Origin of the sequence: Rhodococcus sp. ABRD24, assembly GCF_004328705.1 — a bacterium.
Lineage (GTDB): Bacteria > Actinomycetota > Actinomycetes > Mycobacteriales > Mycobacteriaceae > Prescottella.
The window spans coordinates 2419105-2444213 of the sequence record NZ_CP035319.1 but is presented as its reverse complement, the minus strand read 5'-3'; the positions used below and the strand labels follow the sequence as shown (position 1 = coordinate 2444213).

General features: G+C 63.9%; 24 protein-coding genes and 2 pseudogenes. 13 read left to right on the top strand and 13 right to left on the bottom strand.

The features are described from left to right. Window positions 1-137, bottom strand: a pseudogene (locus tag ERC79_RS23420) (IS481 family transposase); the annotation flags it as partial. A 79-nt stretch (window positions 138-216) separates the two neighbouring features. Between ERC79_RS23420 and ERC79_RS10740 the strand changes: the two are divergent. Next, window positions 217-384, top strand: a complete 168-nt coding sequence (locus tag ERC79_RS10740; RefSeq protein ID WP_242676812.1) for an alpha/beta hydrolase — start codon at window positions 217-219, stop codon at window positions 382-384. A 649-nt stretch (window positions 385-1033) separates the two neighbouring features. Next, window positions 1034-1849, top strand: coding sequence for an alpha/beta hydrolase (locus tag ERC79_RS10735; protein ID WP_165497083.1), 816 nt, complete (start codon window positions 1034-1036; stop codon window positions 1847-1849). Window positions 1850-2299: 450 nt separating this feature from the next. Here the strand turns inward: ERC79_RS10735 and dnaN are convergent, their stop codons facing one another. After that, window positions 2300-3547, bottom strand: a complete 1248-nt coding sequence (dnaN, locus tag ERC79_RS10730) for a DNA polymerase III subunit beta (protein ID WP_207390463.1) — start codon at window positions 3545-3547, stop codon at window positions 2300-2302. A 472-nt stretch (window positions 3548-4019) separates the two neighbouring features. Between dnaN and ERC79_RS10725 the strand changes: the two genes are divergently transcribed. The 3 genes from ERC79_RS10725 to ERC79_RS10715 all read left to right on the top strand — a co-directional run bounded on the left by ERC79_RS10725 (window position 4020) and on the right by ERC79_RS10715 (window position 5978). Beyond that, a complete protein-coding gene (locus ERC79_RS10725; protein ID WP_131578037.1) occupies window positions 4020-4529 on the top strand; it encodes a hypothetical protein in 510 nt (169 codons plus the stop codon). 64 nt (window positions 4530-4593) lie between these two features. Next, window positions 4594-5082 (top strand): hypothetical protein, encoded by a 489-nt coding sequence (locus ERC79_RS10720; protein WP_131578035.1) that lies wholly within the window; start codon window positions 4594-4596, stop codon window positions 5080-5082. A gap of 137 nt (window positions 5083-5219) precedes the next feature. Further along, window positions 5220-5978 (top strand): MerR family transcriptional regulator, encoded by a 759-nt coding sequence (locus ERC79_RS10715; protein ID WP_131578033.1) that lies wholly within the window; start codon window positions 5220-5222, stop codon window positions 5976-5978. Between the two features lie 80 nt (window positions 5979-6058). Here ERC79_RS10715 and ERC79_RS10710 read toward each other — a convergent pair whose 3' ends face one another. Together ERC79_RS10710 and ERC79_RS23065 are read right to left on the bottom strand one after the other, a co-directional pair. Continuing rightward, on the bottom strand, window positions 6059-7255 hold the full coding sequence (locus tag ERC79_RS10710; protein WP_131578031.1) for a hypothetical protein: 1197 nt from the start codon (window positions 7253-7255) through the stop codon (window positions 6059-6061). 46 nt (window positions 7256-7301) lie between these two features. Next, on the bottom strand, window positions 7302-7472 hold the full coding sequence (locus ERC79_RS23065; RefSeq protein ID WP_165497082.1) for a hypothetical protein: 171 nt from the start codon (window positions 7470-7472) through the stop codon (window positions 7302-7304). Between the two features lie 241 nt (window positions 7473-7713). On the opposite strand from ERC79_RS23065, the gene ERC79_RS10705 reads away from it, so the two are divergent. From ERC79_RS10705 to ERC79_RS10685, 5 genes are all read left to right on the top strand, one after another. After that, window positions 7714-8847 carry a helix-turn-helix domain-containing protein gene (locus ERC79_RS10705; RefSeq protein ID WP_131578029.1) on the top strand — a complete coding sequence of 378 codons (1134 nt, stop codon included), beginning with the start codon at window positions 7714-7716 and terminating at the stop codon, window positions 8845-8847. Window positions 8848-8994: 147 nt separating this feature from the next. Continuing rightward, the gene (locus ERC79_RS10700; protein ID WP_242676811.1) at window positions 8995-10296 is read left to right on the top strand and encodes an MFS transporter; all 1302 of its coding nucleotides are present in this window, start codon (window positions 8995-8997) and stop codon (window positions 10294-10296) included. 2 nt (window positions 10297-10298) lie between these two features. Further along, window positions 10299-11546, top strand: coding sequence for a thiolase family protein (locus tag ERC79_RS10695; RefSeq protein ID WP_242676810.1), 1248 nt, complete (start codon window positions 10299-10301; stop codon window positions 11544-11546). Further along, window positions 11543-13096: an AMP-binding protein gene (locus ERC79_RS10690; RefSeq protein ID WP_131578025.1), complete on the top strand. Its 1554-nt coding sequence runs from the start codon at window positions 11543-11545 to the stop codon at window positions 13094-13096. Before ERC79_RS10695 ends, ERC79_RS10690 begins: the two co-directional genes overlap by 4 nt. Continuing rightward, entirely contained in the window at window positions 13080-13916 is an 837-nt protein-coding gene (locus ERC79_RS10685; protein WP_242676809.1) for an SDR family oxidoreductase, read from the top strand. The genes ERC79_RS10690 and ERC79_RS10685 overlap by 17 nt, the downstream gene beginning before the upstream one ends. A 93-nt stretch (window positions 13917-14009) precedes the next feature. On the opposite strand, the gene ERC79_RS10680 is transcribed toward ERC79_RS10685, so the two are convergent. From ERC79_RS10680 to ERC79_RS23415, 5 genes are all read right to left on the bottom strand, one after another. Further along, window positions 14010-15551 (bottom strand): AMP-binding protein, encoded by a 1542-nt coding sequence (locus tag ERC79_RS10680; protein ID WP_131578023.1) that lies wholly within the window; start codon window positions 15549-15551, stop codon window positions 14010-14012. Next, on the bottom strand, window positions 15548-16789 hold the full coding sequence (locus tag ERC79_RS10675) for a thiolase family protein (RefSeq protein ID WP_131578021.1): 1242 nt from the start codon (window positions 16787-16789) through the stop codon (window positions 15548-15550). Before ERC79_RS10675 ends, ERC79_RS10680 begins: the two co-directional genes overlap by 4 nt. Next, a complete protein-coding gene (locus ERC79_RS10670) occupies window positions 16786-17718 on the bottom strand; it encodes a fumarylacetoacetate hydrolase family protein (protein ID WP_131578019.1) in 933 nt (310 codons plus the stop codon). Before ERC79_RS10670 ends, ERC79_RS10675 begins: the two co-directional genes overlap by 4 nt. Window positions 17719-17761: 43 nt before the next feature. After that, on the bottom strand, window positions 17762-18553 hold the full coding sequence (locus ERC79_RS10665) for a cyclase family protein (RefSeq protein WP_131578017.1): 792 nt from the start codon (window positions 18551-18553) through the stop codon (window positions 17762-17764). A gap of 165 nt (window positions 18554-18718) precedes the next feature. Then, complete coding sequence (locus ERC79_RS23415) at window positions 18719-18964, bottom strand: hypothetical protein (protein ID WP_242676808.1); 246 nt, start codon at window positions 18962-18964, stop codon at window positions 18719-18721. Between the two features lie 46 nt (window positions 18965-19010). On the opposite strand from ERC79_RS23415, the gene ERC79_RS10660 reads away from it, so the two are divergent. The 3 genes and pseudogenes from ERC79_RS10660 (at window position 19011) to ERC79_RS10650 (ending at window position 20328) form a co-directional block, all read left to right on the top strand. After that, window positions 19011-19418 (top strand): TetR family transcriptional regulator C-terminal domain-containing protein, encoded by a 408-nt coding sequence (locus tag ERC79_RS10660; protein ID WP_242676807.1) that lies wholly within the window; start codon window positions 19011-19013, stop codon window positions 19416-19418. A 177-nt stretch (window positions 19419-19595) separates the two neighbouring features. After that, window positions 19596-19697: pseudogene (locus ERC79_RS10655) on the top strand (zinc finger domain-containing protein); the annotation flags it as partial. A gap of 139 nt (window positions 19698-19836) precedes the next feature. Beyond that, a complete protein-coding gene (locus tag ERC79_RS10650) occupies window positions 19837-20328 on the top strand; it encodes a DinB family protein (protein ID WP_131578011.1) in 492 nt (163 codons plus the stop codon). Between the two features lie 177 nt (window positions 20329-20505). Here ERC79_RS10650 and ERC79_RS10645 read toward each other — a convergent pair whose 3' ends face one another. From ERC79_RS10645 to ERC79_RS10630, 4 genes are all read right to left on the bottom strand, one after another. Next, a complete protein-coding gene (locus ERC79_RS10645; RefSeq protein ID WP_131578009.1) occupies window positions 20506-21579 on the bottom strand; it encodes a trypsin-like serine protease in 1074 nt (357 codons plus the stop codon). Between the two features lie 166 nt (window positions 21580-21745). Beyond that, window positions 21746-22558, bottom strand: a complete 813-nt coding sequence (locus tag ERC79_RS10640; RefSeq protein ID WP_131578007.1) for a BTAD domain-containing putative transcriptional regulator — start codon at window positions 22556-22558, stop codon at window positions 21746-21748. 104 nt (window positions 22559-22662) lie between these two features. Next, window positions 22663-23829 carry a cytochrome P450 gene (locus ERC79_RS10635; protein WP_207390462.1) on the bottom strand — a complete coding sequence of 389 codons (1167 nt, stop codon included), beginning with the start codon at window positions 23827-23829 and terminating at the stop codon, window positions 22663-22665. A 313-nt stretch (window positions 23830-24142) separates the two neighbouring features. Beyond that, window positions 24143-25108 carry a nitronate monooxygenase gene (locus ERC79_RS10630; RefSeq protein ID WP_131578005.1) on the bottom strand — a complete coding sequence of 322 codons (966 nt, stop codon included), beginning with the start codon at window positions 25106-25108 and terminating at the stop codon, window positions 24143-24145. Window position 25109: the final 1 nt, after the last annotated feature.

The following is a 25109-nucleotide window of genomic DNA, read 5'->3' as shown; positions in this document are numbered from 1 at the left end:
GTATGAGCTTACGACGTTCGTGACGCCGGTGTGGAGTCGGGTCGCTGGTGGCCGGTTCCCGGTGGCAGTGCTGGCTCGACGATAAGTCGGTAGTTGTAGTGGACAAGTCCGGAGGCCGTTCGAGAGGTCTGCTGTGAAGCGGCATTCGCCTGCGCGAAGGAAGCACTGAACTATCGGCCCGGAATCGGCTGGGCGCGGGTGCTCAAGGACGACGAGGTGCAATCCATCACTGTTCCCGCACTGGTGATCTACGGCGCCGAGACAGTGGTTGCCACCCCCGAGCTCGCTGCGGCACGTGTCGCCGACCTCCTGCCTCGAGCGGAAGTCCAGGTCTATCCCGGCGCCGGGCACGGCATCCTCGGACGGATCCCCTCGGCTTCCTGATGGAGTTTCTCGCGGCGGCGGAACCTTGCACCGAGTTCCTGTGGCGGCCTCGGTTCCGGCGCTCGGGGTCATGGAATGGTGACGGTGGAGAACGAGAGTTTGCGTGGCCGCGGTCATCGGGCACCGACTCGGCCCGGAACTGAGGAAAAGGATACCTTTGCGCGGAATTTCGAGGACGAGTGTTGCAGAAAATATCGAGATCGAGGTATCTCGGACAATTCGACCCGGAACCTACATTTTTTCACGGTCATTTCCCGACCCAGCTGGCCGTCCTCGAGTGCTTGTACCTGGCGACCCGGTCATCGGGTTCCACCGGCCGCGTTAGGGGACTAGTCAGTCAGGTAGAAGCTTGCACCGAACGCCTTCGCCATTATCTTCGAAGGACGCATCAACTAACCGATGCCAAGCTGGATCCACCGTTTATCGGACGTTCCCGGAAATTTTTCTCTGCGCATAGCGATATTGATCCAGGAATCACTGGCTACATGACTGGAAACCATTTCTGAGCGATGTATCCCGCTGACGTCATGACATTCATCCAACTATAGCTGCAGTAGCTCAGGATCTCTGGGGAGTTCCCTGGTAGGTTGCGCTGCAAAGCGTGACACAGAGGGCACACCGAGTGCGGTTCACTATAATGGGGGGTTACGTGCCGTACATCGAGACTGAAGGCGGTTCGGTCTACTACGAGGACTCCGGCGGCGACGGCCCGGTGATCATCGTTTCCCACGGGTTCCTGATGGATCACCGCATGTTCGATGCGCAGGTCGAGGAATTGAGCGACTACCGGTGGATTCGGTGGGATACGCGACATCACGGTCGGAGCCGGACGGCCGCCACCTCATACAGCTATTGGGATCAGGCGCGCGACGGGCTGTCGATTCTTGAACACCTGAACATCGAAGAGGCTGTGTTCGGTGGGCATTCACAGGGTGGGTTCATCGCACTCCGGATGGCGCTACTCAGCCCGAAGGCGTGCTCGGGCCTGATGTTGTTCGGTACAGCCGCCCGCGCATACTCGACCGAGGAGAAGGAAGGGTATAGCAAGGTCTTCTCGGAGTGGCTCAAGGGTCCGACAAGCCCTTCATTCGAGCCCATCGCGCGTTCCCTCGCGACGACGATGATCGGCGGAGACCGTGACCAGCAGAAGCCATGGCGGAACCGGTGGCTCGAACGTAACTGGTCGGACTTCGCACCGGCAGTCGACTGCTTGATCGAGCACGACTCGGTGGAAACTCTCGCGACTGAGATCATGTGCCCGTCGATCATCATTCGGGGTGCCGCAGATCAGGCCTTCTCTGACAAGGACGTCCACGATCTCGCGTCACAGCTCGGCGGCGACGCCGTTGTTCGCACTGTCGACCAGACGACCCACGCAGCGAACATGACGGATCCGGATCTCGTCAATCCGCTGTTGCGCGAGTGGCTAGGTCATGTGTCGAGCGGAACCCCTACCCACACGTAAGCATCCGAGACTGGGAAGCGCTGGTAGTAAGCGCTTATCAGCGGGATGACCACTCGTGTTTGGTAGTCACGGATCCACATCGTCTCAGCCGGCTGCTTGTTCGCGTGGAGCAGGTTCACGTGACCGTCGAAGAGCGCCATCCGCGTTTTGTCGCGCCGGCCATCGAGAAGATGGGTATAGAGCTGTTGGCTGAGGGGCGAATCTGCTTGGGCCGGCGATCGGTCTTGCAGAGTTCTCCCGGCAAGCATGTAGAGGGTCCTCCGGGTCTCCGAGTCGAGTTCGAAGACGTCGGCAAGCTGAGCTGGAACCGTTTCGCTGGGTGGTCCCGTGCGCCCTTGTTCGAGGGACGGTGCCTGGCGCGGGTTGTCGTTCCACGTATCGATCGAGGCGCGAATGTCGGCGTTGAATTCACGGATCGGTGAGCGGAGCGGAGCGGCGGAGCTTCGAAGGCTAGAGCCGCATCGGCATCAGCACATACAGACGCCGTCCAGATGCCTGGTCCGCGTCCCCGGAATCATCGACAGACCGCAAGGTGGCGGCGCGGATCGATCCGTTCATGACGATCTCGACCTTGGTTGCACGTGCTGCGCCGAGGCCATCCATCAGATACCGCGGGCTGAATGCGATGGTCAGAGGTTCACCCTCGAACTCACAAGCAAGCGTCTCCTCGCCACGTCCTTCACCGTCGCTGCCAGCGGAGAGATGGACGGCATCGTCGGAGAACGAGAACAGGATCTTCGATCCCCGACTGGCCAGGAGCGACACTCGCTTGATGGCTTCGATGAAAGGAGCTGGGTCCACGACTGCTGTGGAGGTGCGTTCATGGGTCAGGTAACGCTCGTAGGGTGCGAACGGTGAGTCGAGCAGCCGCATGATGCTGTGTTGGTTGCGGGACTGCAGGCCGAGGACTTGTTGGCCAGGAGCGCTTCCGATCTCGATCTGTGAGCCAGTCATGGTCTTGGTGGCGGCGGCAAGCGTCCGAGAAGGGACGAGTACCGAAGAAGGCTCCGTACTGGTAGACGGTTTGATCGGGGTCCAATCCAGTTCGCGAATGGCGATTCGGAAGCGGTCCGTGGCAACCAGTCGAATGAACTTGTCGTGGAACTCGATACTGATGCCGGTCAGAAATGGCAACGTATCGTCGCGTCCGGCTGCGACCGCGACCTGAGCGACAGCAGCCGAGAAGGCTTCCCGGTCCACGACACCTGTCGTGTCAGGCAGGGTTGGGAGCGGGGGGTAGTCCATCACGGGCATCAGCGGCAGTGCGAACCGGCTCTGTCCGCAGGCGAGGTTCAGATTGGTGCCGTCAACGGAGAAATCGACCGAATGAGGAGGGAGCAGTTTGACGATCTCGGTCAGCAGCCGACCTGACACCAGCGCAGATCCTGGTTCCGCGACCGCTGTCGTTGGAATGCTGGACTGCGCGGCAAACTCGTAGTCGAACCCTGACAGCCGCACGGACTCGTCGCCGGCTTCGAGGAGCACACCGCCCAGCGTCGGAACAGGTGGCCGTACTGGCACGCTTGGGCCGACAATGGATAGCGATCGCGCCAATGCGTCCCGCTCTATCCGCAGCTTCATGCGTGTTCTCCATCCTGATCGCCTGTCCGGTATTCGAGACGATGAGCCAGGGAACTCGCTCGAGCGTGACATGCCTGTTTGGATCGAAATCCGAAGGTCTGAGCGACGACGGTCCAACTGTGCCCAGCTTCGCTCGCCGCGCGCATCAATTGGAGCTCTAGCCGATCGAGGTCGCTGCGCGCAGCGGACAGGGTAATTGCGCACGAACTGAGGACATCCAGCGGAAGCTCGGTTGCCTCTTCTTGGTGAACAATTTTCAGCACCTCACGGACAAGGTGAGCCTTGTCCTTAGGAGGCGCATCTCGACGAGGAGGAGTGGCGTTCAGCCAATGGCGAAGGACCTCCTCCTCTGGGCGGTCTGAGGTCGGCACGATTCGAAGCATACAACAGACGTCAAAAAATTTTTGACGATCCTGAGGTGGGCCACAGCGGGCAGGTTCCATGCGATGACCTCGTGCGGGCGGACGGTGTTGCACATGGGGATGTTGCGTCGAGTCGTCTCGGTAGTTCGCACTGTGCGAACAGGGCATCGTCTGCGACCGTCATTGTCACCTTGCGGAGGGACACGCGACGGCACAGTATTCCGGGCATGGGATTTTCGCTGATCTTCGTCCGTGTTCAGGGAGACGAGCAGTGCGACGCGGATCGCGATGCCGTCGCCGCCTTCCTCGAGGCGCGCCGCCTGCGCGCGGTGGGCAGCGACGGCCAAGACGGCCAAGGTTCGCTTCTCGTCGATGCGGACGGGCAGGCGCTCTCGTTCGACGGCCACTGGACTGACCTGTATCTCGACCCGCTCGATCAGGAGGAGCCGCTGAGCGGTGGGATCGATCACGCCTCGCTGTCGGAGGAGGAGACGACGTTCATCTATGAGCTGTGCGTCGCGGCGGGATTCCTCATCGCCAATCCGCAGGGCAACCCGACCTATATCGTTCCCGGCGCCAACCATGCCCCGGAAGATGTTCCGGATCCGGAGGACATGGATTGGGTGAACAGCCCTGCCGAGCTGCGGCAGGCGCTCGCCGGCAAGTTCGACGACTTCCGCGAATGGCGTGACCGCGTGGTGGCGCAGTACGCGGACGGGCGGGCCGACGGCGAGTAGCGTGCGCCGAATCGGCGGTTACTCGATCCGGGGAACCGTCGTCCCCGGTCGCTAGGCTGTCGCAATGTCCATGAACTTCATGCTGGGTTTCGTGCCGAACACCGACCTTTCGGCCTTCGGAGCTGACGCCGGATCGACCATCGACTTCGGCGAAGCGAGCCGCAGCACCGCAGCCGGTCCGTCGGCCGCGCAGGTTGGCGCGCACGTGGTGCTCGTGGATCCCGGTCTCGATCTTCAGCAGCTTCCGCAACTCTCCGAGCCGCCCGCGGGAACGGTGCTGGTCACCCTCGGTGGCACGAGCGACGTCTACGTGGTCCGGTCGTTCGGCGACGACCCCCGCCTCCGAGTGCTCGCCGAGCGCGAGGTCGCCGAAGACCTCGGCGCCCCGATAGACGCCGAGGCGGTGTTCGAGATCGAGGACGACCCGGAGGACGCGCACCTGGAGTTCGTCTGCCGCCTTGCCGGGATCACGGTCGAGGAGCTGTGGAACCTCGAGTGGGCGCCGCTCGCGCCGGGCAGGGGCGGGTTCTTCGGTCGTCTCTTCGGTCGCTGAGGCTCAGCTCGGATCGCGCTCAGGCACGCGACCGGCGGCTGTGGTTCGGCGCACTACCGTTTGACCTTCACGTAGCGGCAACTTCTACGGTCGAAGACGAGGCCGGACGGACCGGCCTCACGGAAGATGGAAGCACCATGAGCTGGTCGATCGCGGACGTGGCGAGGATGTCGGGCGTCACCGCCCGCACCTTGCGGCACTACGACGACATCGGACTGCTCGAGCCCGCCTACGTGGGCACCAACGGCTACCGCTACTACGAGGATGCGCAACTGCTGCGCCTGCAGCAGATCCTCGTCCTGCGCGAACTCGGCCTGGGCCTCGCCGAGATCGCCGAGGCGGTCGACTCCGAGCCGGACACGCTCGCCGCCCTCAAGCGCCAGCACATCCGCCTCCTCGGAGAGCGCAATCGCCTGACGCGGATGGCCGACACCGTGGCGCGCACCATCGCCGAACTCGAAGGGGCGACGGAAATGACAGCAAAGATCAACCGCCCGGAGAACCTGTTCGAGGGCTTCGACCACACGCAGTACGACGACGAGGCCCGTGAACGCTGGCCGGAGGAGTTCGAGCAGTCTCGGCGCAACACCGCGACGATGACTGCCGAGGACGTCGAGCGTATGCAGCGTGAGCTGACCGCGGCGATGATCCGTATGGCCGAGTTCATGGCCGCCGGCACCCCGGTCGGCGACGGGGCAGTCCAGGCCGAGATCCACACGCAATACCAGGGCATCTGCCGCATGTGGACCCCGAACCGGGACGCGTACAAATGCCTGGGGCAGATGTATGTGGACGACGAGCGGTTCAAGGCGAACTACGAGCGGATCGCCGAGGGCCTGGCCGAGTATCAGCGGGACGCGATGGTCGTCTACGCGGACGAGCGGCTCGGCGAGTAGTCCTCGGCCCGGAAGCCTGATGGAAGGCTTCCGCCCAGGCGGATCAGCTCGCCCGCCACGTCTGGTCGCGACCGTTGGCTTCACTCATCTACGGTCCCGTCGTTGAGCAACAACGTGATTGCGTGTCGGTCGTACGGCAGGCCGACGCGCATGAGCGCCAGACCTGCATTGCCGATGTTCGTTCCCCACAACTTCTCGTTCGCCACCAAGGCTGCGAGCAACTGTCGCTGAGGCGCGCCGATGTTCTCGGGCACCGGCGGGTACTCGCCCGGAACGAACTCGACCTCGGGGAACGCGGCACGAAGCAACGGTCCCCAGTCGCTGTCGGCCGTGTACGCAGTCGAAAGCTGCGCTATCGCAACGGCCGCCGGTAGGATCGCGGCGAAAGTCGTATCCCGTTGCAGGAGCGAGTTCAGCAGCGTGAACCGGACGTGCATGCGAAGGCTGTTCGGCTTCCGTTCGAACCACTGGTCGACCTCTTCCGGCTGGGTCAGCGCACGAACGAGTTCTTCCGTCGCCTGTCCGGACGACGGCAGATGCAATGCGGCACAAGCGCGGATCGCCGGATCGGCGTCGGCGAGCCAGCCGCTGACGTCGGCTCCGGCGGTACCGAGAGCGAGAACAGCCGCGGCCCGGTCGTCACGTTCGGTGGCGCTGTCCGCGAACGCAGACTGCGCCGCGGCGACCCGGTGCCGATACGGGGATGTCGCGGTGCCGTTCCACCGCGCCAGTGCACTCACGGTCTCCGCCTTGTGGCCGAGAGCATCTGATTCCATGAGCTGAAGCAGCCCCTCCAGGACCGGGTCCGTGTGTTGCCGGAGCGCCGGGACAGCGAGTGTCATCAATGCGCCCGCCACGGGCGACTCCCACGCTTCCTCCGCTTCTTCTTCGTCGTCGGACGCCAGCGTCTCGAAGAACTCGCGTTCCTTCTCGGCCGAAGGCGGCACGACCTCGGCTCCGTCCGCGAACAGCTCCCCGGCCTGGGTCAGACTGTCACCCGCGGCATCGAGGAAGTCCACCAGCGCAGGCAGGCGTGTCGACGCGGTTCTTCGGTCCGCATCGCCACTCCAGAACGAGACCGCTTGTGCAACAGCGGCAACCGCGGGCCCCGTTGCCGGGTAGATGGTGCCCTGATGCAGCACCGCGCTGTACAGATGCTCCATCGCCGTCGAGAACGCCGTCTCGTCGGGCCCCACCAACGCCTCCAGATGAGCCGGTGTGTCAGTCGCCAGGGCATACGCGTGGAAGAGGCGATCCCAGTTGTAGGTCTCGCTCACGCGACGCCCTCCATGCTCGCCACGCTGCGCCTGATCACGACCCTCGTCACTCATCCCCGGTCTTCGTCCGATTTCGATCAATGTACTCCTCGGCCAGTGCAAGAGCGGTGTCGTCGAGCGCGTGACCTGGCAGGAAGTACGTGGCCTTACCCGTGATGTTCCGAAAGACGATGCCGTTCTTGATGCGCACCGCGCCGGAGAGCGAATTCCACGGCACGCGATGATCCGAACTGCCATCCAGCCCCGAAGCTGCTCGGCAGACGCTGTATCCGCTCCGTCGGCCGCCGCGCTGAAGATCCTCGCAACGCGGAGTGGGCCGACAGTCCCACCTCGGTGCATCCCTGAGGATGTGTCGTCATACCCCTCGTGCCTCTTCCTCATCCTCGTCCTATTGTTGTCGACACCCGGGCTGATGCAGTCTCTACGCTGATGTCGTGAGAATGGACGGGCAGGAATAGATGCTTGACGAGCGCGCACTACGTGTTCTGGCCGAGGGCGCGTCGATGATGCGACGTGATGTCGACAGCATCACGGAGGACTGCATCGACCGCGGGATGAATGAGATTCCCTCGTACCGGGCGATTCCTGTCGATGACCTGAGGAGCTCGCTGCACCGCAACGTGATGCGTTCGGCCGAGGTCCTCGAGCGCGGAGACGTTCCGGCTCCAGCGACGGTGGCGGAGGCTACTGGTACGACCGCGAAGCGGGCCGCGCAGGGAATCCCGATCGAGGACATCATCCGCGGTTACCGATTGTCGATAACCGTGATCTATGAGCGGTTCAACGAGTGGGCAGCCCGGGAGCAGGTCGATCCAGCCCAGGTGCTCGCTGGTGCCCGCCTGCTCTGGCGCCTCGGCGACCACTTCATCAGTCAGGCCGCGGTGACATATCAGCGTATCGGTATCGAGAATGCGTTGGAGGAGGACAGGGCGCGGACGAACTTCATTCGCGATGTGGTCACCGGCTCGTTCGGTTCGGTGATTGCCTCGGAGCACGGCCTGTCCCCCACCAGCTCCTATCATCCCCTCATCGCACAACCGATCGACGGTGTCGGCCACCATGCTTTGCGGCAACGTCTCGAATCGACGGGACGAAGCGGCGATCGTGCGGCGCTGACCTGTGTGTGGGAGGAGCGTTGCATCGGGTTGAGCCCCCGAAAGCCCGACCCCGATCGGCTCGGTGTTGTTGCTCTCGGGCCACCGTGCGAGCCCGCCTCTGCCGCAGCAGCGATGCAGATCGCCGAGCTGGTGTACGCGGTGGCGGCACCTCGCGGCATGCCGGGGGTGTACACGCTCGACGATGTGACCTGGCGGGCAGCTGCACGGTGTGCCCCCGTGGTTGGTGAGTGGCTACGTGATCGATATCTCAATCCTCTTCGGGCACAAGATCGTTCATCCAGAGAGCTGGAGGGCACGCTCGCGGTCTTCCTCGAGCATCGCCGCAATATCCAGTCTGCCGCTGCCGCCCTCATGGTGCACCCGAACACGCTCCGGTACAGGTTGAACAAGATCCAGACACTGCTCGATGTCGATCTCGAGTGCACCGATGTGATCATCGGGCTCAGCTGGGCGCTCGAGATCGGCATCGATTGACAGCGATGGATTGTTCGAATCTCCAATAATTTTCGGACCGACGTCCGTCGACTAGCGGACTGTGTCACCCCATGCTTGTTCAAGCGAACATGACCGTCATCACAGGTGGCGGCTGTCATGCGTACTCGAGCTTGCGGAGGCATGTGTATGAAATCGAAGATCGCCGAGGAGTCCCACGTCGCGGCCGTGGAACGCCCGTACAGGCAAATCGCTGCTGCTGTCGTCGGAAATCTCATCGAGTGGTACGACTGGTACATCTACTCGTTGCTCGCGGTCTATTTTGCCGAGCAGTACTTTCCCAGTGACAGCGAAGGCAGTCTCGTCCCGCTGCTGGCAGCACTCGGGGTCTTTGCGGTCGGCTTCTTCATGCGTCCGCTCGGGAGCTTGTTCCTCGGCCGGCTCGGTGATCGCTACGGGCGGAAGAAGGCACTTCAAACCACTGTTTCGTTGATGGGGGTGGGCAGCCTGCTGATCGGGCTGTCTCCTACGTACGAGCAGATCGGCCTTCTGGCTCCGGTGATCCTCATCGCGGCGCGGTTGCTCCAGGGCTTGTCCACGGGCGGCGAATACGGTTCCGCTTCGGCGTTTCTCGTCGAATCGGCGCCTCCGAACCGGCGGGGGTTCTTCTCGAGCTTCTTCTATCTGGGCGCGACGGCCGGCAATGTTGCAGCCGTCGGGTCTGTTGCTCTGCTCTCGGGGATCCTCGATCAAGCTTCGATGGAGTCATGGGGATGGCGTGTACCGTTCCTGATCGGCGCCGCGGCGTCGTTGTGCGCCATCTGGATTCGCCGTAGCAGCGTGGAGACCCTCGCCATGAGTGAAGCGCCGTCGGGGAGCGCTCCGAAGTCTGGAATGTTCGACTTTGTCAGGCAGCATCCCCGTCAGACTCTGCAGGTGGTCGGGATGCAACTCGGACCATCTGTCGCCTTCTACACCTGGGTTGTGTTCTTGCCGACGTATGCGCAGATCACGGTTGGTTTCGATCGGGCAGAGTCGATCCGTATCGGACTGATTTCCCTGATCTTCTTCTGGGCTGTCGTCCCCGTATGTGGATGGGCATCCGACAAGGTCGGCCGTAAGCCCTTCTTGTATGCCAGCTCCCTCGCCTTCACCGTGGGCACGGTGCCGTTGTTGGGGATGCTGTCGAACAGCTTCTGGAGCCTGCTTGTCGTGCAGTGTGCCGGCATGGCGGCGCTGGCGTGTTTCGCGTCCATCGCGTCAGCGGTCCAGGCCGAGCTCTTCCCCTCCCGGATTCGCGTCCTCGGTATCGGATTTCCTTATGCGCTCACCGTGGCGATCTTCGGTGGAACAGGCCCCTACATCGCTACGTGGCTGATCGACTCGGGCCGAACCTCACTGTTCAGTTGGTACATCGCAGCCCTGTCCGCCATCACCTTCTTGACCTTCGTCTCCATGCCGGAGACCGCCCGCAAACCTCTCGAGGACTGACCGTGACCACTGCTTCCAACTGTGCTTCCGTTCAGATAGCCGGCGCAGGCATGACTACCTTCGGCCGCCACCGGGACCGCTCCGTGGCCGACCTCGCCGCTGAGGCTGTGCACGCGGCGGTCGCTGACGCTGCTCTCTCCCTGTCGGATATCGACGTCGCGTTCTATGCAAACACCACGCAATCGCCGCTGGAAGGTCAGCACATGATTGGCGGACAGATTGCCCTGCGCAGACTCGGCTTGGGAGGAATCCCGATCTTCAACGTCGAGAATGCCTGCGCCAGTGGAACAAGCGCTTTCCACCTAGCGGTCGCTCACGTCAGGGCAGGGCTCGCTGATATCGCGCTGGCCGTCGGTGCGGAGAAGATGAATGTCGGTGATCGTGCCCGTGCGATGGCTGTGTTCGACGGAGCGTACGACACCTCGAGGCCCGAGACCCTCGCTGAGGCCCTTACCGAACTCGGCGGTGACATCGATGACTCCACCATCGGTCAGCGCTCCGTGTTCATGGATATCTATGCTGCAGTTGCGCGCGCGCATATGCGCGAGTTCGGCACGACTGAGGAGCAGATCGCTGCCGTCGCCGCCAAGAACCACCTGCATGCCGTTCACAACGAACGTGCCTTCTACAGAACAGGGATGACGGTTCGCGAGGTGCTCGCCGCACGTCCTCTCGCGCCACCGCTGACGGTACCGATGTGTGCCCCGCTCACCGACGGCGCAGCAGCGGTTGTGGTGGGAAGCGCCGAGGCTCTCCGGAACCTCGGCGTCCCCGACCCCGTCGATGTGATGGCCAGCGTGGTGGTGTCCGGTCAGGATCGCGATCTCGGTGACTGGAATCGACACGTGACCCGTGTTGCGGGGCGCGCTGCCTACGAACAAGCAGGTGTGGGTCCGGGCGATGTCGATGTCGCAGAGGTACACGATGCGACCGCATTCGCAGAGATTCTGGTGAGCGAGATGTTGGGTTTGTGTGAGCTCGGCAGCGGAGGAATGGAAGCGGCGAGTGGAGCAACCGCCATTGGTGGGCGAATCCCCATCAACCCATCAGGCGGGCTCGAATCGAAAGGACACCCCCTGGCCGCGACCGGACTCGGTCAGATCTTCGAACTCGTCGAACAGCTGCGTGGCCGAGCGGGAGTCCGGCAGGTCTCCGATCCTCGGATCGGCTTGACCGAGAACGGAGGCGGATTCCTCGGGTACGAGGAGGCCGTCGCCGCAGTCACCATTCTCGGAAGGATCGATTCGTGAGTGTCATCGACATGTTCGACCGCGGTTGGCGTATGGGCGGACACCGCATCGCTTATGTCAGCGAGCGAGGAACGTGGACCTACGACGAGGCCGGCGAACTGTCCTGCCGGATCGCGCATGCACTGCTCGACACTGATCTGCCTGCCCAGGCGAAGATCGGGGTCATCGCCCCGAACGACCCACTGGCCTGGATCGCCGTCCTGGGTACGTGGAGGGCCGGAATGGTCTGGGTTCCCTTGAATCCGTCAAGCTCGCAGGACGTTCTGGCCGATCTCATCGATAGTTTCGACTGCACCGTACTCTTCGTGCACAGCACAATGATCTCGATCGTCTCCCGGATCCGTGCATTGGGGAAGGTTCGTCTGGTGGTGTGTATCGACGCACCGCTCGGCGACGAACCTTCGCTGATCGATTGGTGCTCGGAGAAGCCGAAGACAGCGCCGCCCATACATGTTCGACCCGACGATGTGGTCTCCATCTCGGCAACCGGAGGAACCACCGGAAGGCCGAAGGGCGTTGTGAACACGCATCGTTCCTTCGGCGTCACGTTCGCTCACTTCATGCTGGGCCTGACATACGACGCCGACGAACCGGTGGTCAATCTCGCCGCCGCCCCGCTGACGCATTCGGCGGGCATGCTCAGCCTGCCGGTGTCCGCTCGTGGCGGAACGGTGGTGGTGATCGAACGGGCGGAACCGAGGGCGGTGCTGTCCGCTATCGAGAGGTTCTCCGTGACAGAGGTATTTCTACCTCCGACGGTCATCTACCGGTTGCTCGAAGTGGTCGAGGAGAAGCACTACCGCCTTGAGTCTCTTCGCTATCTGATCTACGGTGCGGCGCCGATGTCCGAAGAGAAGCTACGTCGTGCGATCGAGGTCTTCGGCCCGATCCTCATCGAGTTCTACGGCCAGACCGAAGCCTTCGGTGCCATATCTTTCCTACGGCCTGAGGAGCATCTTGTCGACGGACGCCTGCGCACCGATGGCATCCTTGCATCCTGCGGCCGCCCAGGACCGCTTGTGAACGTCGAAATCCGCGATGACAAAGGAAATCCACTACCGGTGGGGCGAAGCGGCGAAGTTTGTGTGGCCGGAGACCTCGTCATGGAGGGCTACTATCGCGAGCCTGCGAAGACTGCCGAGACTGTCGTCGAGGGCTGGCTTCACACTGGCGACATCGGCCACCTGGACAATGCCGGCTACCTCTACATCACCGACCGCAAGAAGGACATGATCATCACCGGCGGACTCAACGTATACCCGAGCGAGGTCGAACAAGTTCTGTGGTCGGATCCTGCGATCCAGGACTGTGCGGTAGTTGGTGTGCCGCACGAAGATTGGGGAGAGCAGGTGGTAGCAGTCGTCGAGCTCAACGAGGGCGCCGCTCTCGACCGTCAAGCCCTGATTCGGCGATGCAAGGACAAGCTCGGCAGCTACAAGGCCCCGAAAAGGATCGACGTAGTCGATCGGCTGCCACGCAGCTCGAACGGAAAGGTACTGAAGAAGGATGTGCGTGAATCCTACTGGAGTGACAGTGCACAGCGAATCTGAACCTGGCATGCTCGATGGCCGCTTGTCGGGCAAAGTTGCAGTCATCAGCGGCGCCGGATCGCGTGGGCCTGGAATCGGAATCGGCCGTGCCTGCGCTGTCCGGCTCGCCCAGTCCGGGGCCCATGTCGTTCTGGTCGACAACGTCGGGGCGAATCTCGAGGGGACCGTCCAGATGTGTGCCTCTCTTGGGGTGAACGCCTCAGCGGTCGTCGCGGACGTCGCTGATGACTCGACCTGCCGCAGCCTTGCCGCGGACGTTCTCGAGCAGCATGGCCGGGTGGACATTCTGGTCAACAACGTGGGTGTCACCGGCCCGGCGGGAAGCGTGGTCGATATCGACCTGGATGCTTGGCGAATGTGTATGCGCGTCAACGTCGACTCGGTGCTTCTACTGTCCAGATATTTGATTCCTGCAATGGCCGGCAGCGGAGCGATCGTCAACATGGCCTCGGTCGCAGGGCTGCGCGGCGGTCACCCGTCCGTCGCGTACTCAGCCAGCAAGGGCGCCCTGCTCAGCCTCACCCAAGCCATGGCCGCGATGCACGGTCCCGACGGGATCCGGGTCAATGCCGTCGCCCCAGGCTTGGTGCACACACCGATGATGGACGCACAGGGGCTGGACGAGCATGTGCGTCGTCTCCGGGCCGAGGCTGCACCGCTTCGGACCGAGGGCACGGGATGGGATGTGGCAGAAGCGGTTCGATACTTGGCAGGACCGGAGTCTCGCTGGACTACCGGAATCGTTCTTCCAGTCGATGCAGGACTCACAAGCGCCATCGACCCCGGTAGAGCGCCCACCGTTACCGCGAAAGGACACTAGCTGTTGCGCGTCATGGCGTTGTCGGCGCCGGCCCGCCCCGGTTCGAGGCGCGGCCGGCCAGAGCCCCGTCATGACTCGACTCGGCAAGGTTGTCTACTGCGCCGGGGCTTCCCGCACCGGATGCGTGTGTCGGAGAGCCTTCTTGTCGATCTTGCCCAGCGCTGTCGTCGGTAGGGCGTCGCACACGTCGATGCGCTTGGGCGCCCAGACCGAGCCCTTTGTGGCGCGGACGTGTTCGGCGAGCTCCCGGGGGCTGGCGGTGTGGCCGTCGTGGAAGACAACCGCGGCGGTGACAGCCTCGCCCCATTGCGGATCCGGTAGACCGTAGACTGCGGCCGCCGCGACTGCAGGGTGAGTAGCGAGGGCGTCCTCGACTTCGCGTGGATAGACGTTGAAGCCGCCGGTGATGATGATGTCCTTCGTGCGGTCGACGATCGTGATCAGCCCGGTGTGGTCACGCCGTGCGACATCACCGGTGTGGAGCCATCCACCCTCGAGCGCCGCCGCGGTCTCTTCTGGCTTGTTCCAGTAGCCGTCCATCACCAACGGGCCTCGGGCGCATAGTTCCCCGGCTGCGCCCGGCGCAACTTCCTCGCCGGACGAATCGAGTATGGCGATCTCGACGCCCGGCATGGCGCGTCCGCAGCTGCCGAGTACAGCTGGGTCGTCGCGGTGCTCGCCGGAGTCGAGCACCGTCAGCGCGTTCGGGGCCTCGGCCTGTCCGTAGTGTTGGCTCAGGATCGGTCCGAACAGCTCGCGCGCTCGGGCGATACGCGCGGTGTCGGCGGGTGCGGCCCCGTAGAGTAGCCAGCGCAGCCCTGACAGGTCGGCGTGGGCGGCACGCGGATGGTCGAGCAGCGCGTACAGCATCGTCGGAACGAGGAATGATGCAGAGACGCCGTCACGTTCGATTGCGTCGATGACCTTGTCCGGGTCGAAGGATGCGTGCACGTCGAAGCTTGCACCCCGGAGCAGACCGGGAGCCACGAACAGGCCCGCCGCGTGAGACATCGGTGTGGTGATCAGGAAGTTGGTGTCCTGCGGCCACTCCCAGGTGGAACAGGCGAACGCATTGGCGACGAGTGACCGGTCGCGCAGCATCACGCCTTTCGGTTCTCCCGTTGTCCCGCCCGTGTAGAAGAGGTACAGGGCCGGCCCTCGGGGGTCCTGCGGGCCTGGCTGTGCGTCGGCGACGCGGCGGTTCAGTGCAGCCATCGTGATGGCTTTCGTGCCCGCCTGGTCGGCTCGTGTGGGGAACTGGGAGTCGTCGACGACGAAGAGATCTGCGGCGCTGTCCCTGAGGATGACTCGGTCCGCTTCAGCAGTTCCCAGCGGGTGCAGTGCTACATATCGCAAGCCCGCGAGACATGCGGCAACCATGACGGTGAATGCTTCCGGTCGAGGGCCGGACAACAGCGCCACACCGTGTCCCGGGGTCAGGCCGAGTTCCCCGAATACGGTGGCTGTCCGCACGATCCGCTCGGCAACCTCGCGATAGGTCCATGCTCGCCGGTGACCCTGGTCGTCGGTGAAGCGGAACGCGACACGATCCGGTTGCCGTCGCAGGGTGGTCAGAATCAGTTCCGCATACCCCGGATCGATGTTCGGATTCGATTCTTCCGCAGAGTATTTCATCGATCTCCTCCGAGGAGAGTGACCGCGGCTACTGCCTCTTCGATGCCGTAGACGCCGCCGCCATTCTCGGCGATCGCGATTCGTGCGCCGGGCACTTGGCGTGCACCTGCGCTGCCGCGAAGCTGGGTTACCAACTCGAACACCTGCGCCAGACCTGTGGCGGACACCGGATGCCCGCGGGATTCGAGGCCACCGGACGGGTTGACAGGGAGAGAGCCGCCCAGGGCGCTGGTGCCCGAGGCCGACCATGGTCCGCCGTCTCCGATCGGGCAGAAGCCGAGATTCTCGACCTGTTGGATCTCGCCGAATGCAGTCGCGTCGTGCACTTCAGCGACGTCGACGTCCCCCGGCCCAAGCCCCGCTTCTTCGTAGGCGGCGAGGGCGGCTCGACGTCCGATGTGGTTGTGTGCGTCTTCTGCGGCTCGGTCGGTGCCCGAGACCAGCACACTGCTGAGGACCGCGACCGCGCGGTCACTCGAGGCGGCCCGGCGTGCGAACTCGGCGCTCGCCACGACCACTGCCGCGGCGCCGTCGCTGACGGGCGAGCACATCGGGACGGTCAGTGGCCAGGCGACGCGCCGTGCGGCCAGCACCTCGTCGACAGTGAAGGATCTGCGGAACTGGGCACGAGGGTTGTACACCGAATGGGCATGGTTCTTGGCGGCGACGGCGGCCAGTTGCGACTCGGTGGTACCGAACCGCTCCATATGCGCGCGGGCGAGCGCCGCATAGACCTCCATGAAGACAGACCTGTCCCCCGGCGCGGTGTCGAGCTGAGGGGGGAGAGGGCCGGCGAGTGCCCCCAGAGTCGTGAGAACCTCGTCGCGGTTCGCAACGTCGAGCGCACCATCGAAGACCGCCAATCCCCGCGCGGGGTCAGCACATACGAGCTTGTCGACACCGGTGGCAAGTGCAACTTCGGACAGCCCGGCACGGACGTGAGCGATCGCCAACCAGAGCGCAGTCGCGCCGCCGGCGCAGGCATTCTCGACGTTCACCACCGGGACCCCGACGAATCCGTGTGGGCGCAAAGCGACTTGGCCCGGGATCATGTGCTGGTGATCGAGCGCCTTCTGGCTGACGGTTGCATGGAAGATGGCACCCACATCGGAGCGTTCGATGCTCGCATCGGCCAGCGCGTCAGCCGCGGCGGCGCCCAGCAGGTCGGAGGCGGTCTTGTCCGGGTGTCGGCCGAAGGGGGTCGCGCCGACGCCCAGCACCATCACATCGCTGGTCACACGATCACCCGGTTGCGCAGTACGCCGAGGCCGGTGACCTCCAGCTCGACCACATCCCCGGGCTCGAGGAAGCGCCCGTGCTCGAGTCCGCAGCCCGTCGGTACCGTGCCCGAGCACAACACCTCGCCGGCGTGCAGCCGGGTCGAGCTGGAGGCGAACGCGATCATGTCCGCGAAAGTGTGATGCATGTCTGCACTGGTTCCGCGGCTCACCTCCTCGCCGTTGATCCGGGCGACCATCTGAAGCCGATACGGATCGTCCAGCTCGTCCGCAGTGACGATCCACGGGCCCAGCACGTTGGAATCCGCGAAGTCCTTGCTCTTGCTCAGTCCGAGTCCGGTCGAGATCTCCTCGAGCTGGGTGTCCCGGGCACTGAAGTCGTTGAAGATGGTGTAGCCGAAGATGTGGTCGTGGGCATGCTCACGGGAGATGTCCATTCCGCCGCGGCCGAGTACGCAAGCGAACTCCAACTCGTAGTCCCTGAGCGTCGAGTAGGCCGGCCACCTCACGTCCACCTCGTGACCGGTCACCGACAGCCTGTTGGCGACGTAGTACAGCGGGCGCTCGAGCTGAATTGCGGGGAGCTCGACCTCGCTGACCGGGATGCCCTGAATTCGCGCCCTGGCGTTGCGGAAGTGATCCATGAAGCATCCGAAGTCTCGGATCTGCACAGGCTGGGGCAGGGGCGACATCCAGCGAACATCTTTCGCCTCGACGACGGCCTGGTCCGGTGCCGCGGCGGCGATCCGATCGAGCTTCGCGCGTACGGGGGCGCCGCCGTCGATGATGCGCTGCATGGTGGACAGCTCCGGGGCAGGCTCCCCCGTCATCAGGGCATGTGCGCGGCCGAGCAGAAGGAGCTTTTTGCCGTCCTCCAGCACGAGCGCGGTCTGTTCGGATTCCTCATACTCAACGGTTGCCAATTTCATTGGTGATCAATTCCTTTCGTCTTCCGAGCTACGGTGCTGGGCCTCACACGAACGCGACGACACGAGCGGGTGCGGCGCTGGCGCGGGCGATCTTGATGGGGAAGAACGCCACCCGGAACCCGGACGGTGGCAGCGCGGCGAGATTCGTCATCTGCTGGACGATGAAGACCTCGCGCTCGCGACCGGCCCGGTGGCCGTCCCACAACACCGAGCTGTCGCCGGTTTCCGCGAACTTGCGCGCCATCACCGCGAAGCTCAGGTCCCAGCCGGCTGCGTCGGTCCCGAGAACCTTGGCGCCGCGCTCGGCGAGAAACAGGGTGCCCTCGCGGCTCATTCCCGGGTACTGGAAGAACTCCGGGTCGGCCAGTGTGAATCGCTCCTGCCCGGTGCGCAGCAGGACTGCGCCACCGGCCGGGATCTGGGCCCCGTTCTCCGCCAGTGCAGCTTCGAGCGCGTCGACCGAGATGGCGGTGTTCGCTGCGCAGCGATCTCGAAGGTCGAGAACGATTGCCTCGCACCACAGCTCATCGAGGGAGATATCGGTGATCGTGCGGGAAGGCTTGCCTTCACACGTTGATCCATAGTGCAGCGGCGCGTCGACGTGGGTACCGAGATGCGTGTTGAAATCAGTCAGCATCTCCGAGCCCCACCCCTCACCTTCGGGTAGATCCTCGACCGAGCATCGCATCGCCGCCGCGAACTCGTCCCGGCCCGTCCCGGCCGGATGTGCGTAGTTCACCGTAGGTGCGACGACCGCGGCCAACGGTCGTAGCTGCTCCGGCAGCAGATCGCGGTCCGCCGGGTCCAACGTCCGCGTCAAGTCGATCAATTGCATGATCACTCACACCTTCCAACTAGTTATTGGACGGTCAGCATAGAACTGGACGACCGGCATAGGCAAGGTCTGGTGCCAGGAGAATTCCGGAACCTCAATGCTCGAACGGTCCTTTTGCGGTGAACCGACCAGAAGTCTCGACATGCGCGACGGCGACCAGGACGGCTAGCCGATCATTGGATCGATAACATAGATATCCGTGCCGGTCGGGAGCTCCGCCACGCGCACAGGCTCAATCCAATGCACGCTCCCAGCGATCGAGAACGAGGCAGAAAAGACGATGGCATCGACGCGCAAGCAGGAGATTTCCGAGGAAACACGTCGGCGACTCATCGCCGCCGCCACCGAGCTCGCGGCCGAACGAGGGGCGAGAGCCATGTCCATCCAGGCCGTCGCCGAACTGTCGGGCATCAGCCGTGGCTCGGTCGCGTGGCACTTCGGATCGAAGGACGGACTTGTGCGCGCCGTGGTCGAAGAATCGTTCCAAAAAGCGATGAGCCACCTGCGAGACCACCTTGCGGCCGCACCGGAGCAAGGCGTCGAGGCACTCATCGAAGCGAACTTCGCTGTGATGTCACAGCCTAACGCGCGGATCTTCGCGACGATCCTCCTCGAAGCTGTGGGCGAGGATTCCCCGGTTCGCGCCGCATACGCTGAGCAGTATCGAATCCTGCGCCGCTCCTACGCCGAATATTTGCGTTCGGTTTCGGCGCCAGTCACCGATCCTGACGCGGTGGCTGTGGCGCTGTTGGGCGCAACTCTAGGTATCAATATCCAACACCGCCTCGATCCGGAGCATGTGGATCGGCGAGCCGCGGTGACCGCACTCGAGTCGGTCTGCACCCGCGCGTTGACGGAACGATGATCACACAGCTTGACGATGTGTCGCTCTCGGGGGAGTGAGCGAACCATGGGAAACGGGCTGATCGACGTCGCAGTGATTCGCCAGGACTGCGGTGTGCCGGGCGATCCGCTAGTTCGGCGGCCCCCTCGTGCGCCGGAGAGCGCGACGTAGCGGAGTGCTCTTTGTCCAGCAGGGTTGCTGGATGCTCATGGCCGCACTGGCGAGCCATGCCCGCGCTGCGGTACGCCGATCCGCCTGGCGGCGTTCATGAACCGCGCGTCGCACGTCTGTCCGCGGTGAACTGTCGTGAGTGTAGGTACAGGGCTGGAAGGCAATTGAATCTGCCTGTTGCCGCGATTGCAGGCTGCCCGCCGATGTGGAGCAAGACATTGACGGAATCGCTGCACGGTCTGCCCTCGGCATCGACTACCGTTCGCGCATGGCACTCTACGACCACACGATAAGGACGACGACCGAGGATCGCGCCATGCTCGAGCGAATGCTCGACGTCCAACGTGCTGAACTTCTGCACTTGGTCGACGGGATGAGCGAGGCGAATGTGCGTCAGCGGCTGGTACCGTCGCTCACCACTCTTCTCGGGTTGGTCAAGCACGGCATTTTCGTCGAAAAGGTGTGGTTCCACCACCGCATTGCCGGGCGACCCCGGAGCGAGGTCGACATCCCAGATGACATCGATGAGAGCTTCCGTCTGACCGACAGTGATTCCATCGAGAGTGTGTCGGCTGCCTTCACTGCTGCGTGCGCACGCTCCAGAACAGTCGCCGCGGACCACCCTGATTTGGCCGAGACCATCTCCTGGCACAAAGGCGACGTCACTCTGCGGTTCATATTCACGCATTTGATCCAGGAGTACGCCCGGCACGCGGGCCAAGGTGACATCCTGCGCGAACAAATCGCCGCGACTTCTTGACCGTCGACCGGCAAACCGCCACCGCAACAAGCGTGGTCGGCCACGCAAAGACCGAGTTCTCGAGCCGAAACCGGTTGTGCCAGCTGTGGCCTGACAACAAAGTGGCGGGGATGTCCCCGGGCCGTATCCATTCCCGTGCCTGCAGCCGGTGGGCCATGAGCGCGGAGCATGTCGACATCAGGGTCGCCAATTGTCCAAGCCGAATCTGACGAGGTCGGTCATTGCCCGGTAGCCCGCGTACACATCCCGTCTCGGATCGAGTTCGTCCTTCTCATGCCCGCTCGTGACGCCAATGGCGTACGGATCGGTGCCCGCGAAGTACCAGAGTGGCCCGCCCGACCATCCATCCGAGACATGGTGCACCGTCTCGTACTCTCTGCCGGGGCTGTCATTGTCGATATCACGGATGCCAAGAGCGAAGTTGACGGCAGGACGGCCTCCGAAGGTATCCGGGTAGCCGGACGATGTGTAAGCACGACTCTCGATGTCACTGTCCCCCGCGCTGCGCGTGCCCATCCATCCGAGTGAGTTTCCGAGCGGTTGGAACAGCCTGCACACGGCGTAGTCGTAGCCGAAGACCTCGCCGCCCTGGGGTCGATATCCGCGAAACTCGGACACGTACGACCAGCCGAATGGTGTCTGGTTCGGGTCGCCAAAGCGATACGCGGGGATAAACTGCACCCACCAGTTAGCTTGGTCCCATGGCATGACATGTCCGGCCGTCAGGACGAGGTTCGGGCCGACCAGGAACCCGGTCCCGCCTCCTGTCGGGGTGTACACCTTGCCGATCGTGCGCCACGGGTACGGGAACCGCTCCGCCTCGGAGGCGAAGGGCTCCAGGAACATCCGATTCTTGGCGAGGCCGGACTGCTGGGCGGTAAGCGGGTACGGCGCGAGTTCGGGAAGGTATCGCTGCTCGACCCACGGCGGGCGATACCCCTCGATGTCGGCGTCTTCGTCCAGCGATGCTGCATCAGGGTCGAACTCGAGTTCGGTCTGCGCGAGTCCCGGAAGGGTGGACCTGATCTGACCGTCCGACTCGAGGACTCGCCACTCAGCGGTTGCTCCGGGTGAGTCACCGACCTGGAACGCTGTTTCCGGGGTGTAGTTCGATCGGATGTAGATTCCGCTGTCCGGCTTGATCAGCGCGGCCATGTCTGGCGGCATCGTCACTGTGGCCGGAATGGGGGCGGCCGCACGCATCTCGTCGAGAGTCAGCCCGGGCGCCAGAGCGGTGGTGGGTGTGATCATCGGGTCCTCCCTTGCGATCGACACAGGCGCGAGTGCCTGTGCTGCGAGTATGAGCGCGCGGCGGCACCCGCCCGTCCCGCTCGCGTCGCTTCGACGTCATCCACACGTCCCGGTGGTCAGGCGGTGTCCGCATTCCGCGGTTGCCCGAAAAGGCGACCTCCAGCCGTCACGGCAAGGTCTCTTCTGGGTTCCACCATGGTTTCAGGAGATCATTCAAGGCTCTGGTCGGGACGAGCCCGAACGTATCTCGGAGCAATGCGCGGTATTCGCAGTATTCACGAATAGCCTCCGTGACATTGCCTTGGGCGATCTGTACCTGCACCGCCGCGCGCCGCGGGCTCTCCCGCAGCGGGTCTGCCTCAATCGCGGCGCTGGCGGCCATCAGCGCCTGTCGTAGCTTGCGGGTCGACACCAGGGCGTGCGCGGCGCTTTCGAGGGCTTGCAATCGTGTCAGCCTGTAGCGCTCCCGGTCGCTTACGAGCCATTCGTCGCCCCAGTCGGGGAGCAGCTCGGCCCTCGCGATCAGGAGCGGTAGCCGTGCCAGCGTCTCTGGTTTCGGCTCCTCGATCAGCCGATAGGCGAGGGTTTCGAGTTCCGAGAAATCGGTGCGCACTTCGGGATTCAGCGACAGTCGATCATATTGGGCCATCACCAAATTCAGACCATCACCGTGCAGGCGCCACAGCACGTTTCGCAGGCTCTTCGCCGCTCGCTGAGCGGAACTTGTAGGCCAGAGACTTCCCGCGATGCGGGGGCGTGCCACCGAGCGGCCGGCCAACGCCAGGTAGGCCAGGACCCGCTCGGCCGCATGCGGGATGGCCAACGACCGTCCCGCTACAACAAGCTCGAATTCGCCGGTCAGCCTGAGCGTAGCGGGATCCGAAGGGCTGCCGCCGGCATCCAATTCACGGCCAAAACCCACAGCCCGTCGCCCCCTTGACCGAACGCCTTCCTGAGCGGACGTGCTCGCGATGGTCACCAGCGTCGATTGCAGACACACATCCTCGAGGTCCGGCTCACACTCGAACCATCATCCCACGGTGGGAGCGGCTGGCCGGTCCGGCGGCTCGGGATGCTGCCCGACTACGCGGACTGCGTCGCCGCAGACGGCGCACGGACCGGTAGGTGACGGGTCCCGAGCACGATCTGGTCGAAGTGGCGCAGGCGGTCGTCGTCACGGTCGACAACCAGCCTGCCGTATCGGGCAATGATCTCTTGGAGCGCGATCTGGCTCTCCAGGCGTGCAAGCGGTGCACCGAGGCAGAAGTGCACACCGTGTCCGAATGACAGTTGTGCGGCGCCACCGATCTTGCGCGATGGGTCGAACCTGTCGGGCTCCTCATGCGCTTCGGAGTCGCGGTTGGCCGAGACCACCCAACAGTTGACCATGACATCGGCCGGGATGGCCACGCCGCCGATCTCGGCAGCTTTGGTAGTAGTGCGCTGCATCTGCGGGAACGGCGGGCGGTAGCGCAGCACCTCTTCGATGATCGAGGGAATGTGTTCCGGATCCTCGGCGGCGATGTCCCAGTAGGCCGGGTGCTCATCGAGGGTACGGACGACATTGCCGAGCAGGACTGTCGTGGTGATGTGGCCGGCCAGCAGCAGCGCGGTCGAGAAGTTGCCCGCCTCTTCGTCGTCCAGGGCGCGGCCGTCCACCTCGGCCAGCACCAGCCGCGAGCACAGGTCGTTGCCCGGCTCGACACGACGTTCCCGGCAGCGGTCCTGCAGATAGGACGTGAGCGGGTTCAGGATCTCCATGATGCGCTCGACAAGAGCCGGGTCGGTCGGGTCGTCCATCTGGATGTCGACGAGGGCTCCGGACCAGTCCCCGAACCGCTCGTGGTCCATCCGCGGCAACCCGAGGAGCTCAGCGATGATCGTCACCGGCAGCGGGAAGGCGAGCGCGTCGACCAGGTCGAAGCGGTCACCCGCGTCGGCCAGCAGCGACCGCGTCACCTCACGGATACGCGGTTCGAGATCGGAAATGGTGCGCGGGGTGAAGGCGCTGCTGACCACCTTGCGCAGAGCGCGGTGCTCCGGCGGATCGATCTCGTGGATCATCCCCGGCGTAGGGTTCGCGCCTTCGATGACACGGTTCGGGTCGGAGGAGAACGTCCCGGTGTCGTGTAGTACCTGCCGGACGTCGGCGTGCCGGAAGACGTGCCAGACGCCGTACTGGTCCTGCCACACCGGGTGCTCGGCGCGCATGGTCGCTAGCCAGTTGAGCAGCGCGTCTTCGTCGGCCATACCCGGAATCTGGTCTACGGATGTCAACATTCCCCCTACGAAATATGTTGGCCGCATGGCATATGTCCGCGACCTCGAGCCTGGGTCGAGCGTCGTACACATTCGGCAGTCTAGCCTCGCGTTGGCACACTGATTGAGCGAAACCCCGTGTCATGAACGAAGAAAGATGCTCCGAACTCCAGGCGTACAACTTGTCCAGAGGCATGTTCGTACGAGTTCGAGGAGCAGCTTTCCCTTCGGTCAGCTCGACGCCGACTCCGGAGACCAGCGAATTCCAGTTGCGCGAGATCGCCCACGCAACCCATCTCTCGACTCAGCGCCCGGCGGTCGTGATCAACTGACCCGCCCGTTGCAGCGCCGCAACGTACTCCGTCTCGATCGTCTCGATGATCGTGCTCACCGGTTCGATCGCACGGATGGGAGCGAGGCCCTGGCCGGCGGCCCAGACATCCTTCCAGCGCTTCATCGATTCCGCGCCCGCGGTGTAGTTCTTCTCCCCGGCCGGACGCGTCAGATTGTCGGGATCGAGTCCGCAGGCGACGAGGCTGGGCTTGAGCCAGGAGGCCGGGGTGCCCGTGATCGCGGAGCTGATCACGAGGTCGTCGGGTCCGTGGTCGACGACCATCTGCTTGTAGCCGTCCACGGCCATGCTCTCCGCGGCTGCCAGGAACCGGGTGCCCATGTAGACCAGGTCGGCGCCTGCGGTGATCGCCCCCGCGACACCGTGACCGTCGCTGATGCCGCCGCCGATGATGATCATCCCGTCGAAGAACTCGCGGACGGCGGACGTGAACGCAAAGGGCGACAGGTGGCCCGTGTGTCCGCCTGCACCCGCCGACACGCAGGCCATGCCGTCCACGCCCGCGTCTGCTGCCTTGTGCGCGAGGCGCAGGTTCACGACATCGGCGATCACCGCGCCGCCGTAGCCCTTGACGATGTCCATCACGGGTTTCGGGGACCCCAAGGCGGTGATGACGATCTGCGGCTTGTACTCGGCGATGAGACGCAGGTCGTCCGCGAGTCGGGCATTGCTGCTGTGCGTGATCACGTTTGCCGCCCACGGGGCGACCGGGCCTGCGGTGGTGTCTGCCGCGTGGAGCTGATCGGTGATCGATCCCATCCAGGTGTCGAGATCCGCTGTGGTGCGGCAGTTCTGGGTCGGGAAGGAGCCGACGACGCCGGCCGTGCAGGCGGCGGTGACGAGTTCCGGGCCGGATACCAGGAACATCGGTGCCGCGACGACGGGCAGGCGAAGGGTGGTCAGGAACGAGTCGTTCATG

What these genes read in the sequence shown, in the direction of transcription:
- ERC79_RS23415 (WP_242676808.1), bottom strand. Translation starts at nt 18,964, where the DNA reads ATGCCCGACAGTTCGGCGACGGCCTGGATGGACATGGCTCTCGCCCCT.
- ERC79_RS10725 (WP_131578037.1), top strand. Translation starts at nt 4,020, where the DNA reads ATGGGATTTTCGCTGATCTTCGTCCGTGTTCAGGGAGACGAGCAGTGC.
- ERC79_RS10650 (WP_131578011.1), top strand. Translation starts at nt 19,837, where the DNA reads ATGGCACTCTACGACCACACGATAAGGACGACGACCGAGGATCGCGCC.
- ERC79_RS10715 (WP_131578033.1), top strand. Translation starts at nt 5,220, where the DNA reads ATGAGCTGGTCGATCGCGGACGTGGCGAGGATGTCGGGCGTCACCGCC.
- ERC79_RS10705 (WP_131578029.1), top strand. Translation starts at nt 7,714, where the DNA reads ATGCTTGACGAGCGCGCACTACGTGTTCTGGCCGAGGGCGCGTCGATG.
- ERC79_RS10630 (WP_131578005.1), bottom strand. Translation starts at nt 25,108, where the DNA reads ATGAACGACTCGTTCCTGACCACCCTTCGCCTGCCCGTCGTCGCGGCA.
- ERC79_RS10645 (WP_131578009.1), bottom strand. Translation starts at nt 21,579, where the DNA reads ATGATCACACCCACCACCGCTCTGGCGCCCGGGCTGACTCTCGACGAG.
- ERC79_RS10720 (WP_131578035.1), top strand. Translation starts at nt 4,594, where the DNA reads ATGTCCATGAACTTCATGCTGGGTTTCGTGCCGAACACCGACCTTTCG.
- ERC79_RS10670 (WP_131578019.1), bottom strand. Translation starts at nt 17,718, where the DNA reads ATGAAATTGGCAACCGTTGAGTATGAGGAATCCGAACAGACCGCGCTC.
- ERC79_RS10700 (WP_242676811.1), top strand. Translation starts at nt 8,995, where the DNA reads ATGAAATCGAAGATCGCCGAGGAGTCCCACGTCGCGGCCGTGGAACGC.
- ERC79_RS10665 (WP_131578017.1), bottom strand. Translation starts at nt 18,553, where the DNA reads ATGCAATTGATCGACTTGACGCGGACGTTGGACCCGGCGGACCGCGAT.
- ERC79_RS10635 (WP_207390462.1), bottom strand. Translation starts at nt 23,829, where the DNA reads ATGGCCGACGAAGACGCGCTGCTCAACTGGCTAGCGACCATGCGCGCC.
- ERC79_RS10680 (WP_131578023.1), bottom strand. Translation starts at nt 15,551, where the DNA reads ATGAAATACTCTGCGGAAGAATCGAATCCGAACATCGATCCGGGGTAT.